Consider the following 4,315-nt stretch of genomic DNA (forward strand, 5'->3'; position numbering starts at 1 on the left):
CCTCGACCTGCCCGAACAGGTCTGGATCAACAAACCCGAGCCACAACGACAAGCCGCTTAACTCCCGTTGGCCTCAATCCCTTGACACGTTCCGGGCAGCCCCATAGGCGACGCGCCCAACCGATAGAGCCGAGGTTCGTCCGTGACCGCACACTCCCGGCCGATGAGTGTGCACCCAAGGCCATGGCCGAAGTGTCATGGGTAGTTGTCCGACGACGACGGGCATCCGGCATGTCCGGTGCCGCGCTGCTGGAGATCGTGGACTCGGCGTGTTTCCTGGTCGACACCGCCGAGGAAAGGCTGTCCGGCTGACCGTCAGCGCCAGGCCGTTGCCACCGGCAGCCGCTGCACCGTGCCGTCGGAGGTCTCGACGGCCGCAGCGAACACCTTCGGGTCGTTCGTCGCGTAGAGCGGGTAGTTCGGGGCAGAACTCATGTTCTCGCCGATGCGCCATACCTTGCTCTGCGACCCGTAAGGCCCGCCGGTGCACGAGCCGACCCAGTACGGGTACCCGGGCACCCCGGCCGGCCCGCTACCCGTGGAGCGGCGGCACACGGCGCCGTTCGTGAGACGCAGGACGAAGATGGCGGGCTTCCCGTCGTTGACGAACGCACTGTCCCGCGTCACGCCCTTGAGCAGCGTCCACGCCTCGGTCATCCCCCACGGCGCGCACAGGTATTCGGTGACGCTGTGCGGGTTCGCGAAACACGGGTCGATGACTGCGCTGTCGGTGAAGCAGCGAAACCCCTCGGGTCGCGGCGCGACCTCGGACGGGATGCAGCTGCTGCCGGACCCGGCGCGGCGGGTGGTGGCCGAGGGGGCGGTGCCGTCCGTCCATGGGTCGACGGTCACGATCCGCGTCCCTGGCGTCAGCTCGCGGACCGCCTGCGACACGACGGCGCCCGCCTTCTTGTCCGCCCACGATCTGTCGACGGCGTTCGCGACCGCGTCCTGCTGGGCCGCTGTGCACTTGCCGAGCGGCTTGGCGGCGGTCTTCGCGTCGGCGGCCCAGGTCGAGAACTGCCACAGCTCCTTGCTCTTGTCCGCGAACCGGTCCTGCAGCGCCAGGTTGCGGTAGAGCAGGTTCGCGTCCTTCGCCGCGTCCATGCAGGTCGGGGTCCAGGCGCCGAGGTCCTGCGGCGCGCCGGTCAGGTGCAGCGTGATGCTGGTCGGGCCGACGAGCGAGTCGGCGAGCTGGTTGCTGACGTACTCGGTGATCTCGAACAGCTGCAGGTACTTGAGCCGCCTGGCGATCTCGTGCGTGAGGCGGCCCGCCTTAACCGCGTTCTCCGCGGCGGCGCCGCCCTTGGCGATCTCAGCGCGCAGGGCGTTCTCGTAGGCATTGACCACCCCGAACGAGAGTGCTTTGGCGTCGGTACCGGGTTCCAGCACCGCGTTCACGCAGTCGACGGCCGTTTTGAGGGCCATGGTCGCCGCTTCATCGGCGCTGTCCGGGCGGCTGCCGAGGAGTTGTTTGCCCCCACACGCGTACAACCCCTGCAGGAACGCGTCGATGACCGGGGAACCGGAACCGCTGATTGTCAGGTTGTCAACGACCATCCCCACGATGTCCATGAAGATTGTGACGGTGGTCGCCTGGGCCGTCATCGTGATCTGCGCGGGCCCGGGCGTGGCAGGCCGGGCAACGCCGAACGCCGTCGTGCGCGTCTCTGGAATGAGAGCACTGCTTTTGGAGTCGAACACTGCTCTCGCGGCGGTCCACGCCCAGCCGCGCGGCGACACGTCGGCCTCGCCGGGCCAGACCCAGGGCCACTCGATGCCCTCGGGCTTGAGGGTGATGCGCTGGCCGTAGGAGCGGTTGTTGGCGACGCGTATGGTGACCACGCCGGACTTGCTGTCGGGTTCGACGCACGTACGCAACGCTGCGGCGCTGAGGTCCTCGTCGGGGCGGACGACGGACCGTACCCAGGGCGGCAGGCGTTCGCCGGAGCACTTGGGGGCGTCGGCGCGCTTGCCGAGCCACTGGCCGACGGTCTGGCCGATCCCAGCCGCGCCGTTGCTGACCCAGTCGATGATGGAGAACTGCGTGACCTGCGCGGTCAGGGTCGTGTCGGTGACGTTGACGGGGTCGCCAGCCGGGGCCCACGCGGCGAGGTCCGGGTTCCAGCGGACCAGGGCGAGGGTGGCGCGCTCGCTCGCGGTCAGCTTGGCGACGTCCCAGGTCAGGGTGACGGGCTTGGCGAGAGGCGCGGCATGGTCGACCTGGACGGGGGCGCCCCAGGTCTCCTTCGCGTATGGGCCGGTGACGGTGCCGAGGGGCGCGCCGAGAACGACCGTGAGGTGGGCGTCCTCGGTGACGGTACCGGGGTCGACGGTGACTGTGACGTGCTGGTTCTTGACCACGTCGCCACCGCTGCCGACGGTCTTCCGGTCGGTGCCGAGTGCGGGCCGGGGGTCACCCGCGATGGCGTGTGCCGGTGGCGCGGTGCGCCGGTGGACGACCCAGACGATGCCGGCGGTGGCGAGCATGGCGAGGACCACGACGGCACCGACGAGGATGATGCGCGTGCGCCGTTGCCTGTTCAATGTTGGACCTGCGGGCTCCGCCACTATCCGCTCCTCAAGGGACTCCTACGGACAACCTTCCGCGACGGGGTGAGCGGGCACAACGCCTCATCCGGGCACAATCCTCGGCCGGCAGGCTCGGGTTCGGTGGTCCACAGGCAGCGGAAGCCATCAAATCGACGGCCTCGACCAACGCGAAGTGGAGGTTTTCGGTCGTGTCACGCCGAGGTGCCGCCAGTTCGGCCTTTCACGCCCGCAACATTGGCACGAGCTCGTCGTAGCCTGCCGGTACACGGCGGGGGACTGGACGACCCGGCAGGCCCGCACCGTGTTGCCCGACGCTCGGGCGAGGGGACCCGCGCACGTCTTGTCAGGTTCAATCGGTGAACGGCGAAGCTTCAGCAGTGCATTAAGGTCCGAAGCGCCCCGGGGTGCCTGCCGGCACTTCGCCAGGTTTGTCGCCACCACCGGCGTCGGATCCGCGCCCGAGTCGTATGGGTTGACATATGCGGACACACCGTGCCACTGCCCGTCTGTGTAGCGCAGGAGCACTGGGCCCCAGGCGACCGCGTAGTCGCCGTACGCCGGTTGGAACTCAGCTACCTCGTCAACTACGGCCCAGGAGTTGTCACAGGTGATGCGGCGCGGGCTTCGCAGAGATACCTTCCAGTAGTCGCTGCTACGGCCGCCGCGCGCCTCGGCGTACAGCCGTTTGGCCCCGCCAGCGAAGGCGCTCGTCGTCTTGCACTTCACCGACGGCGTACCGATCACGATGTCGTATAGGGGATCGCTCTTGCCGCCGAAGCTGGCCAGGTTGTCCCAGATCTCCCGCGCGCCGGTGACGATTAGATGCACGCCGGTCAGGATCGTCTCGACCAGCGCGCCGATCATCGTCAGCAGCACGCCGGCGGCGAACACCGAAACGTCCTCCATCTGGGACTTCATGATCGCTGGGGCGCACTTCCAGACGAACTTGATCACCTCCCACGCCACGTCCTCGCTCAGCTCGGTGAGCTCCGAGATTTTCCTTCGTGCACTCCTTGAGACCGTCGAAGGCGTCAGCGTCACCGGTTCCGCCCAGCAGCAGTGCGAACCGGTCGACCGCCCCCTTGGCGGCCGTTTCCAACGCGCTACCCGCCACCTTCGAAACCTGGAAGTAGACCTCCGCTCCGAAAAAGATGCCGGACACGGCCCAAGCTATGACGGATACCTCTGCCCGCACGCGGCCACCTGATCCGGCCGGGACATCTAGGGTCAGGGTGTCACCCCCGCTGACGATGGGTGACGACATCCCGAGGGGACAGCAGCAGTCATGCCCAACGCCCGCGCCACCGTGCCGGTACTGAAGCTGGTCGCCGACCCGTTCACCACTTTCCAGCCCGAAGGGTAGGAGATCTGCAGGTACGCCCGCGTGTTGTTGGCCACCTTGAGAACCCGGCGGCCGTCCTGCACGCCGAAGCACCACTTCACCCGGTCCTCGCCGTCACTGGTGACCTGCACCCCCTCGGTGCGCGCAGCGGCCTCGTCCCCGCACTTCGGCTGGGCCACCGCTCTTCGTTGTCGTGGTCATCTACTTCCCTTCGGCTGCGTTTTCCTGGACCGCCTCGCAGTCGGGGCGGGGGTCGAAGTCCACGCCGAACAGGGCGTCGTAGTCCGGCAAGGCACGGATCGCCACGACGTGTCCATCAGCGTGCGAACGAGTCGAGGCCTGCCGCCGGCGGGCGGCCAAGTCCTGGCGCAGCAGCCGGGCGGTGGCCTGATGCTCGGGATCGGTGATCGTGCGGGCGTG

4 protein-coding genes and 1 pseudogene are annotated in these 4,315 nt (G+C 68.2%); 1 reads left to right on the forward strand and 4 read right to left on the reverse strand.

Annotated features, from left to right (window positions below):
• Positions 1 to 183: 183 nt before the first annotated feature.
• Positions 184 to 312, forward strand: coding sequence for a hypothetical protein (locus ACFY2Q_RS29455; RefSeq protein WP_387135921.1), 129 nt, complete (start codon positions 184 to 186; stop codon positions 310 to 312).
• Positions 313 to 315: 3 nt separating this feature from the next.
• Here ACFY2Q_RS29455 and ACFY2Q_RS29460 read toward each other — a convergent pair whose 3' ends face one another.
• From ACFY2Q_RS29460 to ACFY2Q_RS29475, 4 genes and pseudogenes are all read right to left on the reverse strand, one after another.
• Complete coding sequence (locus ACFY2Q_RS29460) at positions 316 to 2,364, reverse strand: hypothetical protein (protein ID WP_387135923.1); 2,049 nt, start codon at positions 2,362 to 2,364, stop codon at positions 316 to 318.
• Between the two features lie 333 nt (positions 2,365 to 2,697).
• Positions 2,698 to 3,594, reverse strand: a complete 897-nt coding sequence (locus ACFY2Q_RS29465; protein WP_387135925.1) for a hypothetical protein — start codon at positions 3,592 to 3,594, stop codon at positions 2,698 to 2,700.
• 186 nt (positions 3,595 to 3,780) lie between these two features.
• The gene (locus ACFY2Q_RS29470) at positions 3,781 to 4,074 is read right to left on the reverse strand and encodes a hypothetical protein (protein WP_387135927.1); all 294 of its coding nucleotides are present in this window, start codon (positions 4,072 to 4,074) and stop codon (positions 3,781 to 3,783) included.
• Between the two features lie 22 nt (positions 4,075 to 4,096).
• Positions 4,097 to 4,315 (reverse strand): annotated as a pseudogene (locus ACFY2Q_RS29475) (IS21 family transposase); the annotation flags it as partial.

Origin of the sequence: Micromonospora sp. NPDC000316 (assembly GCF_042898885.1) — a bacterium.
Classification (GTDB): domain Bacteria; phylum Actinomycetota; class Actinomycetes; order Mycobacteriales; family Micromonosporaceae; genus Micromonospora.

Coding starts and splice junctions, on each gene's coding strand:
- ACFY2Q_RS29455 (WP_387135921.1), top strand. CDS start 184: ATGGCCGAAGTGTCATGGGTAGTTGTCCGACGACGACGGGCATCCGGC.